Source organism: Xanthomonas boreopolis (assembly GCF_046529185.1).
Classification (GTDB): Bacteria; Pseudomonadota; Gammaproteobacteria; order Xanthomonadales; family Xanthomonadaceae; genus Pseudomonas_S; species Pseudomonas_S boreopolis.
This window is the reverse complement of record NZ_CP097162.1, coordinates 1,713,628-1,730,713: the sequence shown is the minus strand read 5'-3', so window position 1 is coordinate 1,730,713 and position 17,086 is coordinate 1,713,628. Positions and strand designations below refer to the sequence as shown.

Genomic DNA, 17,086 nt, shown 5'->3' with positions numbered 1-17,086 from the left:
CCTCAGCGGAAGGCGGCGTCGGCGGCGCGGCGCTCGGCGATCTCGGCCTCGAGCCGATCACCCAGCGCCAGCAGCTGCGGCTTGGAAACGATGTTCTCGCCACGCTTCTCGAAGTGGTACTCGAGAATGTGGGTCTCCACGATCGAGTCGACCGGGCAGCTCTCCTCGCAGAAGCCGCAGAAGATGCACTTGAACAGGTCGATGTCGTAGCGCGTGGTGCGGCGGGTGCCGTCCTCGCGCTTGGCCGAGTCGATGGTGATCGCCAGCGCCGGGCACACCGCCTCGCACAGCTTGCAGGCGATGCAGCGCTCCTCGCCGTTCGGATAGCGGCGCAGCGCGTGCAGGCCGCGGAAGCGCGGCGACTGCGGGAACTTCTCCATCGGGTACAGCACGGTGTACTTCGGCTTGAAGGTGTACTTCAGCGTCAGCCACAGGCCGCCGATCAGCTCGAGGAGCAGCAGGCTCTTGAAGTAGTGGGTGATCTTGTTCATCGAAATCAAACGCCCTTCTGGATCACGCCGTAGAACACCATCAGCGCCGTGACCGCGATCCACACGATGGTCAACGGAATGAACACCTTCCAGCCCAGGCGCATGATCTGGTCGTAGCGGTAGCGCGGGAAGCTGGCGCGGAACCAGATGTACGCGCTGGCGAAGAACAGCACCTTCAGCAGCAGCCACGGCCAGCCGCCGGTCCAGATCCAGTTGACCCACGGCGACACGTCCGCCGCGACCCAGCCCTGGATCGGGCTCAACCAGCCGCCGAGGAAGAAGATCGAGATCAGGAAGCTGACCAGGATCATGTTGGCGTACTCGGCCAGGAAGAACAGCGCGAACGCGCCGCCGGAGTACTCGACCATGTGGCCGGCCACGATTTCCGATTCGCCTTCCACCACGTCGAACGGCGCGCGATTGGTCTCGGCCACGCCGGACACCCAGTACACAACGAACAGCGGCAGCAGCGGGATCAGGAACCAGTCGAGGAAGCCGGAACTGCCGGCTTGCGCCATCACGATCTCGCTCAGGTTCGCGCTCTGCGCGGCGATCATCACGCCGACCAGGGCGAAGCCCATCGCGATCTCGTAGCTGACCACCTGCGCGGCCGAGCGCATCGCGCCGAGGAAGGCGTACTTCGAGTTCGAGGCCCAGCCGGCGAGGATGATGCCGTACACGCCCAGCGAGGTCATCGCCAGCAGGTACAGCAGGCCGACGTTGGCGTTGGACAGCACCACCTTCGCGTCGAACGGCACCACCGACCAGGCCGCGAACGCCGGCGCGAGCACGATCAGCGGGGCGATCACGTACAGCGCCTTGTGCGCGCTGCTCGGCTGGATGACTTCCTTGAACAACAGCTTGAAGACGTCCGCGAAGGCCTGGAAGATGCCCATGCCGACGTACATCGGCCCGTGGCGCACGTGCATCCAGCCGATCAGCTTGCGCTCCCAGACCACGTAGAAGGCGACCGCGATGATCACCGGCACGGCGATCAGCAGGATCTTCAGCACGATCCACAGGATCGCGCCGATGGTGCCCAGTCCCAGGAACCACTGGTGCAGCGGGTCCACCGCGTTCAACAGCATCTCGTTCATGCAGCCACCACCGTTACGCGACCGGCGCCGATCGGCGCGGTAGCGCCGTGGCCCGACTCAATCCAGACCGTCCCGGCCGCCACGCGCGCGTCGACGACGACCGGCAAGGTGGCATGCCCGGTGGCGGTGCCGACCTTGACCACCTGCCCTTCCCGCACCTGCAGCCGCGCGGCCTCGTCGGGATGCAGGGCGACATGCGGCGCCACGTTCAGCGGATGCGACTGCAGCGCCTGGGCGCGGCGCACCACGGCATCGGTGCGGTAGATCGCCGCCGTCGCCGCCACTTCCAGGCCCTCGCCCGCCACGGACGGCTGGGCCGAGGCCTTCGGCGCCACGTCGCGCTGCTGCATGCCTGCACGCAGGCCGGCCAGGTCGGTGAAATCGAAACCGGCCAGGCCCAGCTCGCCGCCGAGCGCACGCAGCACGCGCCAGCCCTCGCGGGCCTCGCCCGGCAGCTTGCCGGCGGCACGCGTGGTTTGCGCACGGCCGTCGAGGTTGACCAGGGTGCCCTCGATTTCCGGCAACGCGCCGATCGGCAGGATCACGTCGGCCACGTCGCGGGTCGAGGCGCAGGCGAACTGGCTGAACGCCACCACCTTGGCACCGGCCAGCGCCTTGCGCGCAGCCGCGGTGTCGGCGAAGTCCAGGCCGGGCTCGATGCCGTAGATCACGTAGGCCTGGCGCGGCTGGGCCAGCATGGCCGAGGCGTCGAGGCCGGTCGGCAGCACGCCCTGGGCGCCCAGGCCGAGGCTGTTCGGGCCTTGCGGGATGCGGCACAGCGCGGCGCCGGTCGCGGCGGCGAAGTCGGCCACGGCCTTGCGCAGCGTGGCGGCCTGCGGATGGTTCTCGACCAGCCCGCCGACGATCACCACCGCACGCGTGCCGGCCTTGACCGCATCGCGTAGCGCGCCGTCTTCCAGCGCGGCGGCGTAGCCCGAGGGGGCCACGATCTTCTTGCCGGCCTGCGCGAAGGCGAAGTCGAAGTCGACCGGATTGACCGAGTGGATCCTGGCGCCGTGCTTGGTCTGCGCCTTGCGCAGGCGGGCATGCAGCAGCGGCAGCTCGTGGCGGACGTTGCTGCCGACCAGGACGATCACGTCGGCCTGCTCGATCTCGGCCAGCGGCATCGCGAACGGCTGGGCGATGGCGGCGTCGGAGAAGTCGCGGTTGTAGATGCGATGGTCCAGGTTGCCGGTGCCCAGGCCCTCGGCCAGGCGGGCCAGCAGCGCGCCCTCCTCGTTGGAGGTGGCCGGGTGCGCCAGCACGCCGAGCGCGTCGCCGCGGTGGGCCTTGAGGATCTCGGTGGCCGCGGCCAGGCCTTCGGCCCAGCTCACTTCCTGCCATTCGCCGTTGACCTTCTTCAGCGGCTTGAGCGCGCGGTCGGCGCTGTACAGCCCCTGGTGCGAATAGCGGTCGCGGTCGGACAACCAGCACTCGTTGACGGCTTCGTTGTCGCGCGGCACCGCGCGCAGCACTTCGCCGCGGCGCACGTGCAGGAACAGGTTCGAGCCCATCGCGTCGTGGTAGCCCAGGGATTCGCGCGCCTGCAGCTCCCACGGACGGGCGCGGAACTGGAACACCTTGTTGGTCAGCGCGCCGACCGGGCAGACGTCGATCACGTTGCCGGACAGCTCGGTGGTCAGCGGCTTGCCGTCGTAGGTGCCGATCTGCAGGTTCTCGCCGCGGTACATGCCGCCCAGCTCGTAGGTGCCGGCCACTTCCGCGGTGAAGCGCACGCAGCGCGTGCACTGGATGCAGCGGGTCATCTCGGTGGCGACCAGCGGGCCCAGGTCCTCGTCGGGGACCACGCGCTTGCGCTCGTTGAAGCGGCTGACCGAGCGGCCGTAGCCGAGCGAGACGTCCTGCAGCTCGCACTCGCCGCCCTGGTCGCAGATCGGGCAGTCCAGCGGGTGGTTGATCAGCAGGAACTCCATCACCGAGCGCTGGTACTTCAGCGCCTTGTCGCTGCGGGTGAAGACCTTCATGCCGTCCATCACCGGCGTCGCGCACGCCGGCGACGGCTTCGGCGACTTCTCCACGTCGACCAGGCACATGCGGCAGTTGGCCGCGATCGCCAGCTTGTCGTGGTAGCAGAAGCGCGGGATCGGGATCCCGGCCTTGTCGGCGGCCTGGATGATCATCGAGCCCTTCGGCACGACCAGGCTCTGCCCATCGATCTCGATGGTGACGTGATCCGGCGGCACGTTTGGATTTACCGGTTGCGCGCTCATGCGGCAGCAGCCTCCACCTTCTTGCCGTCAACCATCGAATGACCGTTGACGATGTAGTACTCGAATTCGTCCCAGAACTGGCGCAGGAAACCCTGGATCGGCCAGGCCGCGGCCTCGCCGAAGGCGCAGATCGTGTGGCCCTCGATCTGGCCGGCCACGGCACGCAGCTGGTGCAGGTCTTCCATCGTGGCCTTGCCGGCGACGATGCGCTCCAGCACCCGGTGCATCCAGCCGGTGCCTTCGCGGCACGGCGTGCACTGGCCGCACGATTCCTTGTGGAAGAACTGGCTGATGCGGCAGGCGAACTTGACGCAGCAGACGCTGTCGTCGAGCACCACGATCGCGCCGGAACCCAGGCCGGTGCCGAGCGCGCGCAGGGTGTCGTAGTCCATCTGCAGGCCCTTGAGCTGCTCGGCCTTCAGCACCGGCATCGACACGCCGCCCGGGATCGCCCCCTTCAGCTTGCGGCCCGGACGCAGGCCGCCGGCCATCTCCAGCAGCTCGTCGAAGGTCGTGCCCAGCGGCACCTCGAAGTTGCCGCCCTTCTGCACGCAGCCGGAGACCGAGAAGATCTTGGGGCCGCCGTTGGCGGTCTTGCTCAGGCCCTTGAACCACTCCGGGCCGTTGCGGATGATCGCCGGCACAGAGGCGTAGGTCTCGGTGTTGTTGATCGTCGAGGGCTTGCCGTACAGGCCGAAGTTGGCCGGGAACGGCGGCTTGTAGCGCGGCTGGCCCTTCTTGCCTTCCAGTGACTCCATCAGCGCGGTTTCCTCGCCGCAGATGTAGGCGCCGGCGCCGAGCGCGCCGTAGATGTCGATGTCCACGCCCGAGCCCAGCACGTTCTTGCCCAGCCAGCCGTGCTTGTAGGCATCGGCCAGGGCCTGCTCGAAGTGCTCGAACGGCTCGTGGTGGAACTCGCCGCGCAGGTAGTTGTAGCCCACGGTCGAACCGGTGGCGTAGCAGGCGATCGCCATGCCCTCCACCACCGAGTGCGGGTTGTAGCGCAGGATGTCGCGGTCCTTGCAGGTACCCGGCTCGGACTCGTCCGAGTTGCACAGGATGTACTTCTGCATGTCGCCCTTGGGCATGAAGGACCACTTCAGCCCGGTCGGGAAGCCCGCGCCGCCGCGGCCGCGCAGGCCGGACTGCTTGACCATCTCGATCACGTCGGCCGGCGGGATCTTCTCCTCGAGGATCTTGCGCAGCGCGGCGTAGCCGCCGGTCTTCAGGTAGTTCTCGTACGACCACGGGGTGTCGTAGTGCAGCGTGGTGTAGACCACCTGGTACGGCTGCGGCGCCGGGCCGACCGGCCCATGGGATTCGTGGTGATGTGCCATGCCGTTACTCCAGCCCGTCCAGCAGCTCGTCGACCTTCTGCTTGGTCAGGCGCTCGTGGTAATGGCCGTTGATGACCATCATCGGCGCACCGGCGCAGCCGGCCAGGCATTCTTCTTCGCGCTTGAGGTAGACGCGCCCGTCGGCGGTGGACTGGCCCAGCTTGCAACCGAGCTTCTTCTCGGCATGCGCGACCAGTTCCTCGGCGCCGTTGAGCCAGCAGCTGATGTTGGTGCAGAAGGCGACGTTGTTGCGGCCGACCTTCTCGGTCTCGAACATCGAGTAGAAGCTGGCGACCTCGTAGGCCCACACCGGCGGGATGTCCAGGTACTTGGCGACGCCGGCGATCAGCTCGTCGGTCAGCCAGCCCTGGTTCTGCTCCTGCGCGGCATGCAGGCCCTGCAGCACCGCCGAACGCTTGCGGTCCGGCGGGAACTTGGCGAGCCAGTGGTCGATGTGCGCCCGCGTCTTGTCGCTGAGCACCACCATCGGATCGACGTCGCGCGCCGCCTCGAAATTACCCGTCGCCTTCATCGGTCGACCTCACCGAAAACCAAATCGTAAGTACCGATCATCGCCACCACATCGGCCAGCATGTAGCCGCGCACCACCGCGTCCATCGACGACAGGTGCACGAAGCCCGGCGCGCGCAGGTGCACGCGGAACGGCTTGTTGGCGCCGTCGGAGACCAGGTAGCAGCCGAACTCGCCCTTCGGGGCTTCCACGGCGCAGTAGGTCTCGCCGGCCGGCACGCAATAGCCTTCGCTGAACAGCTTGAAGTGGTGGATCAGCGCTTCCATGTCGTCCTTCATGTCCTCGCGCGCGGGCGGAGCGACCTTGAAGTTCTTGACCATGACCGGGCCTGGGTTGGCCTTCAGCCACTGGACGCACTGCTTGATGATGCGGTTGGACTCGCGCATCTCGGCCACGCGGCAGAGGTAGCGGTCGTAGCAATCGCCCTGGGTGCCGAGCGGGATGTCGAAATCGACCGCGTCGTACTTGGCGTACGGCTGCTTCTTGCGCAGGTCCCAGGCGATGCCCGAGCCGCGCAGCATCACGCCGGTCATGCCCCAGGCCTTGGCCAGCTCGGGCTCGACCACGCCGACGCCGACGGTGCGCTGCTTCCAGATGCGATTGTCGGTCAGCAGCGTCTCGTACTCGTCGACGCGCTTGGGGAACTCGTTGGTGAAGTTCTCCAGGAAGTCCAGCATCGAGCCTTCGCGGGCGGCATTGAGCTTCTTCAGCGCATTGCCCTTGTGCCAGCGCGACTCCTTGTACTTCGGCATGCGGTCCGGCAGGTCGCGGTAGACGCCGCCCGGACGGTAGTAGGTGGCGTGCATGCGCGCGCCGCTGACCGCCTCGTAGACGTCCATCAGCTCCTCGCGCTCGCGGAACGCGTAGAGCATCACCGCCATCGCGCCCAGGTCGAGCGCGTTCGACCCGACCCACATCAGGTGGTTCAGGATGCGGGTGATCTCGTCGAACATCGTGCGGATGTACTGCGCGCGCTCCGGCGCCTCGATGCCCATCAGGGTCTCGATCGCGCGCACGTAGGCGTGCTCGTTGCACATCATCGACACGTAGTCCAGCCGGTCCATGTAGCCGATCGACTGGTTGAACGGCTTGGTCTCGGCCAGCTTCTCGGTACCGCGGTGCAGCAGGCCGATGTGCGGGTCGGCGCGGACCACGGTCTCGCCGTCCATTTCCAGGATCAGGCGCAGCACGCCGTGCGCGGCGGGGTGCTGCGGACCGAAGTTCATCGTGTAGTTGCGGATTTCCTGCTTGCTCTGCGCAGGCGTCGCGAAGCCCTGGTGGGCCTGGTGGAACTCGCTCACTTGGCGGCCTCCGTCTGTGCGGACTCGCCGGCCGCGGTCTGGTAGCGCGCGTCGTCGCGGATCACGCGCGGCACGTTCACGCGCGGCTCGACCGAGGTCACCGGCTCGTAGATCACGCGCTTCTTCTCTTCGTCGTAGCGCACCTCGACGTTGCCGATCAGCGGGAAGTCCTTGCGGAACGGGTGGCCGACGAAGCCGTAGTCGGTGAGGATGCGGCGCAGGTCCGGATGGCCGGAGAAGACGATGCCGTACAGGTCGAACGCCTCGCGCTCGAACCAGTTCACGCCCGGCCAGACGTCGGTGACCGAGGCCACCACCGGCAACTCGTCGTTCGGCGCGTAGCAGCGCACGCGCAGCATCAGGTTGTGCTGGTAGGAGCGCAGCTGCGCGACGACGGCGAAACGCTGCGCCGGCAGCACGTCGGGCTGCACGCCCTCGGCCGTCTCGCGCGAGGGGAACTCGCCCCAGGCGAAGCGGCCGACGGCCTTGCCCTCGACGCCGCGGCTGAATCCCTGCGACGACACGTCGCTGGTATCCCACTCGTCGCTGCCGTAGCCGAGATAGTCGACGCCGCACAGGTCGGACAGCTGCTCGAAACCGAACTCGTCGCGCAGCGCCAGGCAGGTGGCATGCCAGTCGGCCGCAGGCACTTCCAGCGTCACTTCGCCGCGCGGTTCGACCACGGTGACCCGGGCGCCGGCGAAGCGCGCACTGAGTCGGTCGGTGAAGGAGGATGCTTGCTCTGCCATGGGGGCTTGGCTGCTCTCTTTAAGGTAGAGGGGTCAGCGCGCGATGGTCTGGGTTCGCCAGATCTTCTTCTGCAGCTGGAGGATGCCGTAGACCAGCGCCTCGGCCGTCGGCGGGCAGCCCGGCACGTAGACGTCGACCGGCACGATGCGGTCGCAGCCGCGCACCACGGAATACGAGTAGTGGTAGTAGCCGCCGCCGTTGGCGCAGCTGCCCATCGAGATCACCCACTTGGGATCGGGCATCTGGTCGTACACCTTGCGCAGTGCCGGGGCCATCTTGTTGACCAGCGTGCCGGCCACGATCATCACGTCGGACTGACGCGGCGACGGGCGGAACACCACGCCGTAGCGGTCCAGGTCCAGGCGCGCCGCGCCGGCGTGCATCATCTCCACCGCGCAGCAGGCCAGGCCGAAGGTCATCGGCCACATCGAGCCGGTGCGCGCCCAGTTCAGCAGCGCGTCGACGCTGGTGGTCACGTAGCCCTTCTCGAGCAGCGGGTTCTCGCCTTCCGGGCGCAGGATGTCGTCGACCCGACCCTCGGGGATCGGATTGGTCATCAGACGATCGAGGGTCTGAATCACTCCCATTCCAGCGCTCCCTTCTTCCACACGTAGATAAAGCCAAGGAAAAGCATGCCGACGAACAGGCCCATGGTGACCAGCGAACGCGGGCCGATATCCATGAACACCTGGGTCCAGGGCACGATGAAGATGATTTCCAGGTCGAAGACGATGAACTGGATCGCGATCAGGTAGTAGCGCACGTCGAACTTCATGCGCGCGTCTTCGAAGGCCTCGAAACCGCACTCGTACGGCGAAAGCTTCTGCGCGTCGGGACGGCGGGGGCCGAGGAAACTACCGATCAGCATCAGGGCGATGCCGATACCGGTGGCGACGACCAGGAACAGCAGACTCGGCAAATATTCGGCCAGCACGGCTTTTCTCTCTTGCCTCTGCCCGCACCAACCGCATGCGGGCATGGGGGATAAACGAACCCCCGCGTGCCGGCATCACCGACACGCACAGGACTCGCAGCCAAACATGGTGCCCAAGAGGGGACTCGAACCCCTACGACTTGCGTCGCTACCACCTCAAGGTAGTGCGTCTACCAATTCCGCCACCTGGGCTTACGTTGCGCACCCGTACTCAAGTGCGCAGCGTATTGTAACCGGCTTCAGTGTTTTTGTGATGGTTCTGAAGCGTTTTCTTCACTCTTCGCCGGCGCCTGCTGGGGCTGCTGGGCGGGAGCGGCGGCCGCCGGGGCCTGGGGCAGCGGCTGGGTCATCTCGCCGGCGGGCGCGGCCGGGACCGGCGTCGCGGCCTGCGACATCACGCCCAGGCCCTGGTCGGCCGGGCGCGAACCATGGCTGGCGTACCACGCCATGAACAGGCTGATGCCGAAGAACACCACGGCCAGCCACTTGGTGGACTTGGACAGGAAATTCGATGCACCCCGCGCGCCGAACACGGTACCGGAAGCGCCGGCGCCGAAACCCGAACCGGCGGCCGCGCCCGCGCCGCGCTGCATCAGGATCAGCGCGATCATCGCGATCGCCACCAGCACGTAGACCACATTGAGGATCAACATCAACATTTCGAATCCGTCCCGGACGAGACCTATTGGCTTATCTGTTCGCGGCCGCCCGCGCGATGGCCAGGAAATCCCCGGCGACCAGCGATGCTCCGCCCACCAGCCCGCCATCGATGTCCGGCTGCGAGAACAGCACGGCGGCGTTGTCGGGCTTCACGCTGCCGCCATACAGGATCGGCAACGAATCGGCGATTCTAGCATCGTGCCGGCGCACTTCGCCACGAATGAAGGCGTGCATCCCCTGCGCCTGCTCCGGGCTGGCGCTGCGGCCGGTGCCGATGGCCCAGATCGGCTCGTAGGCGACCATGCCCCGGCCGATCCCCTCGGCCCCGACCAGCTCCAGCACCGGGCCCAGCTGCGCGGCGATCACCGCCTCGGCCTGCCCGGCCTCGCGCTGCTGCAGCGATTCGCCGACGCAGACGATCGGCACAAGCCCCGCGTTGAGCGCGGCCCGGAACTTGCGCGCGACCAGCTCGCTGTCCTCGTGGTAGTGCTCGCGCCGCTCGGAATGCCCGACCAGCCCGTAGGTCGCGCCGACATCCACCAGCATCGCCGCGGAGACCTCGCCGGTATAGGCGCCGACCTCGTTGCTGCTGACGTTCTGGGCGCCGAAGCCGATTGGGCGGCCCTCGAAGTCCTCGATCAGGTCGCCCAGGTAAGGCAGCGGCGGCAGGATGATCACCTCCACGCCCTCGATCGGCAGGCCGGCGGCGACTTCGCGGACCAGCTCGTGGGCGAAGGTGCGCGTGCCGTGCAACTTCCAGTTACCGGCGACGATCTTGCGGCGCTTGGACATCGAGACTCCTCGGGAACATGCCAAAGGTATAAGGATAATCTATCGACCGCTTCCGTCAGGTTATGGATGGACAGCGACGGGACATGCCGGACACGACAAGGGCCGGTCGATTGACCGGCCCTTGTCCCTGGTCGCCTGCCGCCGGACCCGCCCTCCCGGCGCCGAGGAACCCCGTGCGACGTGGATCCCGAGCCCGCCGGGCGCCGCCCGGCGCTACTTGAGCTTGATCTCGCGCAGGCGCTCCTCCAGGTACCCCTGCGCGGTGATCGGCTCCGGGTAGCGCTTGGGGTTGTCCGGGGTGATCGTCGAGGGCAGCACGTCGATCAGGAAATCCGGGTTCGGGTGCAGGAAGAACGGCACCGAATAGCGCGGCTTGCGCGCCTCCTCGCCCGGCGGGTTCACCACGCGGTGGGTGGTGGACGGGTACACGTGGTTGGTCAGGCGCTGCAGCATGTCGCCGATGTTGACCACGATGGTGTCCGCGTCCGAGGTGAACGGCACCCACTCGCCCTGCTTGGACTTCACTTCCAGGCCGGCGGCGCTGGCCCCGACCAGCAGGGTGATCAGGTTGATGTCCTCGTGCGCGCCGGCGCGCACGTTCGGGATGTCGTCGGCGGTGATCGGCGGGTAGTGGATCGGGCGCAGGATCGAATTGCCGTTGTCGGTCTTGTCGGCGAAGTAGTCCGCCGGCAGCCCGATGTGCAGGGCCAGGGCCGACAGCACCTTGGAGCCGAGCTTGTCCAGCGCCTGGTACAGGCCGTAGCCGGCCTCGCGGAAGCCCGGGACCTCGACCGGCCACAGGTTCGGCGGCATCACGTCGCGGTACTTGGAGTCGTCCGGGATCTCGCGCCCGATGTGCCAGAACTCCTTCAGGTCGAAGTGCTTGGAGTCCTTGGCCGTTTCGACGCCGAACGCGGTGTAGCCGCGCGCGCCGCCGCCGCCCGGCACGTGGTACTTCTTCTTGACGTCCTCCGGCAGCGCGAAGAACGCCTTGAACGCCTCGTAGGCGCGATCGATCTCGGCCTGCGGGATGCCGTGGTTGCGGATGCCGGCGAAGCCCCATTCGCGGTACGCGGCGCCCAACTCCGCGACGAAGGCGTCGCGGTCGCTTTCGAAGCGGGTGATGTCGAGGGTGGGAATGCGGGAACTCATCGTCTTGACTCCAGGAAGGTGGCCGGCGCGCATGGGCGGCCTGGCGGGGAATGGTTCAGGCCGCCGCGGCCTGGCGCACCGCGGCCGAGAGGCGGTCGAGCGTGGACTGCATCAACGCTTCGTCGCCGGCCTCGACGGTGACCCGCACCACCGGCTCGGTGCCGGACGGGCGCAGGAACGCGCGGCCACGCCCCTGCACCGCCGCCTGCGCCTGCTGCAGCGCGTGCTGCACGCCGGCATCGGCGACGGCCGCCTCGGCATTGGCGCCCTCGAGGCGGACGTTGACGGTTTTCTGCGGCACCTTCTGCAGGCCCGACAACGCCTGGCGCAGCGAGACGCCGTCGCGGCGCAGCACCTCCAGCACCTGCAGCGCGCTGACGATGCCGTCGCCGGTGGTGGCGCGGTCCAGGCACAGCACGTGGCCGGAGGTCTCGCCGCCCAGCACGCCCTGCCCTTCGACCAGCGCCTGGTGCACGTAGCGGTCGCCGACGTTGACCCGCTTGAACGGGATGTCCAGGCCGGCCAGGGCCTTCTCCAGGCCGTAGTTGGTCATCAGCGTGCCGACCACCGCGCCCTTCAGGCGGCCGCTGGCCTGCCAGGCGCGCGCCAGCACGTACAGCAGGTCGTCGCCGTCGACCGGGTTGCCCTGGTCGTCGGCCATCAGCACGCGGTCGCCGTCGCCGTCGAAGGCGATGCCGAGATCGGCGCCGACCTCGCGCACCTTGAGGGCGAGGTTGTCGATGTGGGTCGAGCCCACGCCGGCGTTGATGTTCAGCCCATCGGGCGCGGCGCCGATCACGGTCACCTCGGCGCCCAGTTCGCGGAACAGCATCGGCGCGATGTGGTAGGTGGCCCCGTGCGCGCAATCGAGCACCATGCGGATGCCGCGCAAGTCGAAGCCGCGCGGCACGCTGGCCTTGCAGAACTCGATGTAGCGCCCGATCGCGTCGCGCGCGCGCGCGGCCTTGCCGAGGCCTTCGGACTCGACGGTGAAGAACGGCTCGTCCAGCGCGGCCTCGATCGCCGCCTCGGTGGCGTCGTCGAGCTTCTCGCCGTCGGCGGAGAAGAACTTGATGCCGTTGTCGTAGTGCGGATTGTGCGAGGCGCTGATGACGATGCCGGCATCGGCCTGCAAGGTGTTCGTCAGGAACGCCACCGCCGGGGTCGGCATCGGCCCGATCAGCTGCACGTCGGCGCCGGCGGCGACCAGCCCGGCCTCCAGCGCGGCCTCGAACATGTAGCCGGAAATGCGCGTGTCCTTGCCGATCAGCACCATCGGCCGCTTGCCGCCGGCGCGCTTCTGCCCGAGCACGCGGCCGAGCGCATTGCCCAGGCGCAGCACGAAATCGGCCGAGATCGGCCCCTGCCCGACCCGGCCGCGGATGCCGTCGGTGCCGAAGTACTTGCGGGCGCTCATGGGAAAGCCGGGACCCGCTGAGGGCAGGAGCCGCCCCGCCGCCCCTGCAGGCGGGAAACGGAACGGCAATCGGCCCTTCCGGCCCCCGCGCTTCCCGGCCTCATGCCGCGCTCTCCTGCGGCATCGGCTGGCGCATCATCAGCGCGGTCAGGTCGGCGAGGCGGTCGCGCAGTTCGCGGCGGTCGCAGATCTGGTCGATGGCGCCGTGCTCGAGCAGGAATTCGGAACGCTGGAAGCCTTCCGGCAGCTTCTCGCGCACGGTCTGCTCGATCACGCGCGGGCCGGCAAAGCCGATCAGGGCCTGCGGCTCGGCGATGTTGATGTCGCCCAGCATCGCGAACGAGGCCGACACGCCGCCGGTGGTCGGATGGGTCAGCACCGAGATGTACGGCAGGCCGGCCTCGCGCAGGCGGCCCAGCGCGGCGGAGGTCTTGGCCATCTGCATCAGCGAGAACAGGCCTTCCTGCATGCGCGCGCCACCGCTGGCGGAGAAGCAGACGTACGGGCAGCCGGCTTCGAGCGCGACCTCGGCCGCCCGCGCGAAGCGCTCGCCGACCACCGATCCCATCGAGCCGCCCATGTAGGCGAAGTCGAACGACGCGGCCACCAGCGGGCGCCCCTTGAGCAGGCCGCGCATCGCCACCAGCGCGTCGTACTCGCCGGTGCTCTTCTGGGTGGCCTTGATGCGGTCGACGTACTTCTTCTGGTCCTTGAACTTGAGCACGTCGGTCGGGCTGAGCCCGGCGGCGATCTCGGTGGTGCTGTCCGGATCGAACAGCGCCGCCAGGCGCGCGCGCGCGCGGATCGGCATGTGGTGGCCGCACTTCGGGCAGACCTCGAGGTTCTCCTCCAGCTCGGGCCGGTACAGTGCCGCGCCGCAGTTGCTGCACTTTTCCCACAGGCCCTCGGGAACGCTGCGCTTCTTGCTCTGGGTGTTGTCGGTGCGGATGCCGGAGGGCATCAATTTGCTGAGCCAGCTCATGCGGTATGAAAAATCCATGCAGGGCGGCCCCGGGGGACCGCAGAGGGGCGACAGTCTAACTCGGCGCCCCATTGGGGTGCAGGACGGCACCGAATGGAGCGCCGCCCCCGCCGGGCCTGCGCTGCAGGATGGGTTGCGCCCGCTTGCCCGCGGGTCTCGCCGGACGCTGCGCCGGCGGACCGCTCAGCCGGCGTCCAGCGCGGCCCGCAACGGCGCCAGGAAGGCCTCGGCGCGCTGGCGGGCCGTCGCGGTATCGCCGGCCTCGGCCAGCGCCGCCACCAGCGCGCTGCCGACCACCACGCCGTCGGCGTCGACCGCCATCGCCGCGGCGCTGGCCGCGTCCTTGATGCCGAAGCCGGCCACCACCGGCACCTTCGCGCGCTCGCGGATCCGCCGCAGGCGATCGCCGGCCGAGCGCGTATCGAGCCGGTCCGCGCCGGTCACGCCGGCGAAGCTGACGTAGTAGAGATAGCCCTGCGCGGTATCGCACAGGGTCGCCAGGCGGGCGTCGGTCGTGGTCGGTGCGGCCAGCACGATCAGGTCCAGCCCGGCGGCAGTGAAGATCGCGCGGGTCTCGGCGGCCTCTTCCGGCGGCAGGTCGACCAGCAGCACGCCGTCGACGCCCGCCTTGACCGCCTCCTCGGCGAAGCGCTCCGTGCCGTGGATCTCGATCGGGTTGAGGTAGCCCATCAGCACCACGGGGGTGGAAGCGTCCTCGCGGCGGAACTCGTGCACCGCCTCCAGCACGTAGGCCAGGCCGGCGCCGCGCGCCAGCGCGCGCTCGGAGCTGCGCTGGATGGTCGGGCCGTCGGCCATCGGATCGGAGAACGGCACGCCGAGCTCGAGCACGTCGGCGCCGGCACGCACCAGCGCGTGCATCAGCGGCACAGTCGCCTCCAGCGAGGGATCGCCGGCGGTGACGAAGGGGATCAGCGCCTTGCGGCCCTGGGACTGAAGCTGGGAGAACTTCTCTGCGATACGGCTCATGGACGGGCTGCCTGTAAGCCCCTCTCCGATCGGGAGAGGGGTCGGGGTGAGGGTACGGGCGAAGCCTCGCGAACTCGGGCATGCAAGGCTCCGCCTGCTGCCCTCGTCCGCCGCTTCGCGCCATCCCCGCCTTCGCGGGGCAAGCTCTTCTCCCGAACGGGAGAAGAGAGAAAGGTTCAGAACACGATGCCTTCGCGCGCGGCGATGGTGTGCACGTCCTTGTCGCCGCGGCCGGACAGGTTGCACAGCACCAGCGCGTCCTTGGGTAGGTCGCGGGCGAGCTTGATCGCCTGCGCGACGGCGTGGCTCGATTCGAGCGCGGCCAGGATGCCCTCGGTATGCGCCAGCAGGTGGAACGCGGCCAGCGCCTCGTCGTCGGTGATGCCGACGTAGCTGGCGCGGCCGCTGTCGGCCAGGAACGCGTGCTCGGGGCCGACGCCGGGATAGTCCAGGCCGGCCGAGACCGAATGGGTCTCGATGATCTGGCCATCGTCGTCGCAGATCACGTAGGTGCGGTTGCCGTGCAGCACGCCGGGCCGGCCGGCCGCGATCGAGGCCGCATGCCGGCCCGTGCCGATGCCGTCGCCGGCCGCCTCGGCGCCGTAGATCTTCACCGAGGCATCGTTGAGGAAGGCGTGGAACAGCCCGATCGCATTGCTGCCGCCGCCGACGCAAGCGGCGATCGCATCCGGCAGGCGGCCATAGTCCTCCAGCATCTGCGCGCGCGCCTCGCGCCCGACGATGGCGTTGAAATCGCGCACCATGCGCGGGTACGGATCGGGCCCGGCCACGGTGCCGATGATGTAGAAGGTGTCCTGCACGTTGGTCACCCAGTCGCGCATCGCCTCGTTCAGCGCGTCCTTGAGCGTGGCCGAGCCGGAGTTCACCGGCACCACGGTCGCGCCGAGCAGCTTCATCCGGAAGACGTTGATCTTCTGCCGCTCGATGTCGGTGGCGCCCATGTAGACCACGCACTCCAGGCCCAGCCGCGCCGCCACCGTGGCGCTGGCCACGCCGTGCTGGCCGGCGCCGGTCTCGGCGATGATCCGCTTCTTGCCCATGCGCGCGGCCAGCAGCGCCTGGCCGATGGTGTTGTTGATCTTGTGCGCGCCGGTGTGGTTCAGGTCCTCGCGCTTGAGCAGGATCTGCGCCCCGCCGACCTCGCGGCTCAGCCGCTCGGCGTGATAGATCGGACTGGGCCGGCCGACGTAGTGCTTGAGGTCCTTGTCGTAGGCGGCGATGAAGGCCGGATCCCGGCGTGCCTCGTCGTAGGCGGCGGCCAACTCTTCCAGCGGACCGATCAGGGTCTCGGCGACGAAACGGCCGCCGTAGCGGCCGAAATGGCCGGCCGCGTCGGGGAAGGCGTGGAAATCACGAATGGGAGAGGCTGACATCGGGGAGATTCCATCCCGCGGAACGCGGGAACAGTGGTTTGGACGCCACTCTAGCGCGCCTGGGCACCCCGGAAAAATCGACGATTACGCACGATGCGTGATCTATACTCACACATCATGACCTCTCCCCTGCCCCCGCTTGCCGCCCTTCGCGCCTTCGAGGCCGCGGCCCGGCTGGGCAGCGTCAGCCGGGCCGCCGATGAACTGCACGTCACCCACGGGGCGGTCAGCCGGCACGTCCGCACCCTGGAGCAGGCCCTGGGCACCGCCCTGTTCGCCAAGGCCGGGCGAGGCCTGGCCCTGACCCCGGCGGGCGAGCGCCTGCGCGAAGCCGCCAGCGAAGCCTTCGCCCAGCTGGGCGACGCCTGGACCCAATTGCGCCGCCTGCCGGCCGAGACGCCCTTGGTCCTGGGGTGCTCGGGCAGCCTGCTGGCACGCTGGCTGATCCCGCGCCTGGGCCGGCTGGAGCAGGCCTTGCCGGCGGTCCGGTTGCACCTGTCGGCACGCGAACAGGCGCCCGAACCGCACCTGCCTGGGCTCGACGCGATGCTGTTGCTGGCGGCGCCCCCGTGGCCATCCGAGTGGCAGGTATCCGACCTTGGGCCGGAACGGATCGGCCCGGTCCTGAGCCCGCACCATCCGGACGTCGCCCGGCTTGTCGGCAGCGCGCCGCAGCGCCTGCTCGACTACCCGCTGCTGCATACGCGGTCGCGCCCGCAGGCCTGGCCCGACTGGGCTGCCGCGCATGGAATGGAGGCCGCTGCGCTGCGCCACGGCAGCGAGTTCGAACACCTGCTTTATCTGCTGGAAGCGGCCGTGGCCGGCCTTGGCATCGCGATCGCGCCGCAGCCGCTGGTCAGCGAAGACCTCGCGACCGGCCGGCTGATCGCCCCCTGGGGCTTCGTGGAGACGCCGGCGCGCTGGGCGCTGTGTCGGCTGCGTCGCAACCCGGACCCGCGCGTGGAGCGGCTGGCCCAATGGTTCCGCGAGGAACTGGAGCGCTGACCCGCGCCCTCCGGCCATCGGGAG

17 protein-coding genes and 1 tRNA gene are annotated in these 17,086 nt (G+C 68.7%); 1 reads left to right on the top strand and 17 read right to left on the bottom strand.

Annotation, left to right across the window (positions count from 1 at the left end; translation table 11 throughout):
• Window positions 1-2: 2 nt before the first annotated feature.
• From nuoI to trpB, 17 genes are all read right to left on the bottom strand, one after another.
• Complete coding sequence (nuoI, locus tag M3M27_RS07680) at window positions 3-491, bottom strand: NADH-quinone oxidoreductase subunit NuoI (protein ID WP_140718830.1); 489 nt, start codon at window positions 489-491, stop codon at window positions 3-5.
• Window positions 492-496: 5 nt separating this feature from the next.
• Window positions 497-1,588, bottom strand: coding sequence for an NADH-quinone oxidoreductase subunit NuoH (gene nuoH, locus M3M27_RS07675; RefSeq protein ID WP_140718831.1), 1,092 nt, complete (start codon window positions 1,586-1,588; stop codon window positions 497-499).
• Window positions 1,585-3,819, bottom strand: a complete 2,235-nt coding sequence (gene nuoG, locus M3M27_RS07670; protein WP_140718832.1) for an NADH-quinone oxidoreductase subunit NuoG — start codon at window positions 3,817-3,819, stop codon at window positions 1,585-1,587. Before nuoG ends, nuoH begins: the two co-directional genes overlap by 4 nt.
• Window positions 3,816-5,156, bottom strand: coding sequence for an NADH-quinone oxidoreductase subunit NuoF (nuoF, locus tag M3M27_RS07665; RefSeq protein ID WP_434027664.1), 1,341 nt, complete (start codon window positions 5,154-5,156; stop codon window positions 3,816-3,818). Before nuoF ends, nuoG begins: the two co-directional genes overlap by 4 nt.
• A 4-nt stretch (window positions 5,157-5,160) precedes the next feature.
• Window positions 5,161-5,688 (bottom strand): NADH-quinone oxidoreductase subunit NuoE, encoded by a 528-nt coding sequence (gene nuoE / locus M3M27_RS07660; protein ID WP_140718834.1) that lies wholly within the window; start codon window positions 5,686-5,688, stop codon window positions 5,161-5,163.
• Window positions 5,685-6,989 carry an NADH-quinone oxidoreductase subunit D gene (locus M3M27_RS07655; RefSeq protein ID WP_140718835.1) on the bottom strand — a complete coding sequence of 435 codons (1,305 nt, stop codon included), beginning with the start codon at window positions 6,987-6,989 and terminating at the stop codon, window positions 5,685-5,687. Before M3M27_RS07655 ends, nuoE begins: the two co-directional genes overlap by 4 nt.
• Complete coding sequence (locus M3M27_RS07650; RefSeq protein WP_140718836.1) at window positions 6,986-7,738, bottom strand: NADH-quinone oxidoreductase subunit C; 753 nt, start codon at window positions 7,736-7,738, stop codon at window positions 6,986-6,988. Before M3M27_RS07650 ends, M3M27_RS07655 begins: the two co-directional genes overlap by 4 nt.
• Window positions 7,739-7,771: 33 nt before the next feature.
• On the bottom strand, window positions 7,772-8,326 hold the full coding sequence (locus tag M3M27_RS07645) for a NuoB/complex I 20 kDa subunit family protein (RefSeq protein WP_010343006.1): 555 nt from the start codon (window positions 8,324-8,326) through the stop codon (window positions 7,772-7,774).
• A complete protein-coding gene (locus M3M27_RS07640; RefSeq protein ID WP_140718837.1) occupies window positions 8,317-8,673 on the bottom strand; it encodes an NADH-quinone oxidoreductase subunit A in 357 nt (118 codons plus the stop codon). Before M3M27_RS07640 ends, M3M27_RS07645 begins: the two co-directional genes overlap by 10 nt.
• 107 nt (window positions 8,674-8,780) lie before the next feature.
• Window positions 8,781-8,865: transfer RNA gene (locus tag M3M27_RS07635), tRNA-Leu, on the bottom strand.
• Between the two features lie 47 nt (window positions 8,866-8,912).
• Window positions 8,913-9,332 carry a preprotein translocase subunit SecG gene (secG, locus tag M3M27_RS07630; RefSeq protein ID WP_434027663.1) on the bottom strand — a complete coding sequence of 140 codons (420 nt, stop codon included), beginning with the start codon at window positions 9,330-9,332 and terminating at the stop codon, window positions 8,913-8,915.
• Between the two features lie 31 nt (window positions 9,333-9,363).
• The gene (gene tpiA / locus M3M27_RS07625) at window positions 9,364-10,125 is read right to left on the bottom strand and encodes a triose-phosphate isomerase (protein ID WP_434027662.1); all 762 of its coding nucleotides are present in this window, start codon (window positions 10,123-10,125) and stop codon (window positions 9,364-9,366) included.
• Between the two features lie 213 nt (window positions 10,126-10,338).
• The gene (locus tag M3M27_RS07620) at window positions 10,339-11,277 is read right to left on the bottom strand and encodes an isopenicillin N synthase family dioxygenase (RefSeq protein ID WP_434027661.1); all 939 of its coding nucleotides are present in this window, start codon (window positions 11,275-11,277) and stop codon (window positions 10,339-10,341) included.
• Window positions 11,278-11,332: 55 nt separating this feature from the next.
• Complete coding sequence (gene glmM, locus M3M27_RS07615) at window positions 11,333-12,694, bottom strand: phosphoglucosamine mutase (protein WP_434027660.1); 1,362 nt, start codon at window positions 12,692-12,694, stop codon at window positions 11,333-11,335.
• 100 nt (window positions 12,695-12,794) lie between these two features.
• A complete protein-coding gene (accD, locus tag M3M27_RS07610; RefSeq protein WP_140718842.1) occupies window positions 12,795-13,676 on the bottom strand; it encodes an acetyl-CoA carboxylase, carboxyltransferase subunit beta in 882 nt (293 codons plus the stop codon).
• A gap of 183 nt (window positions 13,677-13,859) precedes the next feature.
• Window positions 13,860-14,663 carry a tryptophan synthase subunit alpha gene (trpA, locus tag M3M27_RS07605; protein ID WP_140718843.1) on the bottom strand — a complete coding sequence of 268 codons (804 nt, stop codon included), beginning with the start codon at window positions 14,661-14,663 and terminating at the stop codon, window positions 13,860-13,862.
• 176 nt (window positions 14,664-14,839) lie between these two features.
• A complete protein-coding gene (gene trpB / locus M3M27_RS07600; protein ID WP_140718844.1) occupies window positions 14,840-16,057 on the bottom strand; it encodes a tryptophan synthase subunit beta in 1,218 nt (405 codons plus the stop codon).
• 117 nt (window positions 16,058-16,174) lie between these two features.
• Between trpB and M3M27_RS07595 the strand changes: the two genes are divergently transcribed.
• Window positions 16,175-17,062 (top strand): LysR family transcriptional regulator, encoded by an 888-nt coding sequence (locus tag M3M27_RS07595; protein ID WP_434027659.1) that lies wholly within the window; start codon window positions 16,175-16,177, stop codon window positions 17,060-17,062.
• Window positions 17,063-17,086: the final 24 nt, after the last annotated feature.